Below are 590 nucleotides of genomic sequence, written 5' to 3'. Positions count from 1 at the left end.
AGGTGCGGGTGAACAGTGCTCGCCAGCCATTTTCCACCAATGCCAGGCCGATTGCCGCCGCCAGATGGCTTTTGCCGCCGCCTGGCGGGCCGAACAGGATGAGATTGGAACCCTGGTCGAGCCAGCCATCACCGGCGCACAGGGCCATGACCTGGGCCTTGGAGATCATCGGCACGGCATCGAAGGCGAAGCAGTCCAGTGTCTTGCCCGCCGGCAGGTGGGCTTCGGCAAGATGACGCCCGATCCGGCGGCGATCGCGTTCGGCGAGTTCGTGTTCGGCGAGAGCTGCAAGGAACCGGCTCGCGGGCCATCCTTCCTTGTCCGCTTGGGCTGCAAAATCTCCCCAGATATGCTTGATGGTTGGCAAGCGTAGTTCATTGAGCATCAGGCCCAGGCGCTGTGCGTCGATCATGGGAGCCGTGCTCATGCCGCTTCTCCCTGTTCGATCAGCCCGTCGTAGATCGAGAGCGAGACCATCTCGACCACGACTTCAGGCAAAGTGGCGGGATCGGGGCTGAAGCGGGCCCGAAGTGCCGACAGGCATGGGATCCTGCGGATTGCCAGGTCCTCCTCCAGGATATGGGAGAGCT

At 63.1% G+C, this 590-nt stretch carries 1 protein-coding gene; it reads right to left on the bottom strand.

Annotated features, from left to right (window positions below):
* A partial coding sequence (locus ACFQ24_RS03755; RefSeq protein WP_380909112.1) for an ATP-binding protein occupies positions 1-427 on the bottom strand: 427 nt, incomplete at its 3' end.
* Positions 428-590: the final 163 nt, after the last annotated feature.

The sequence above is a fragment of the Sphingobium olei genome, from assembly GCF_042678845.1.
GTDB lineage: Bacteria > Pseudomonadota > Alphaproteobacteria > Sphingomonadales > Sphingomonadaceae > Sphingobium > Sphingobium olei.
The sequence above is the reverse complement of the archived record's forward strand: the minus strand, read 5'-3'. Positions and strand labels throughout refer to the sequence as shown.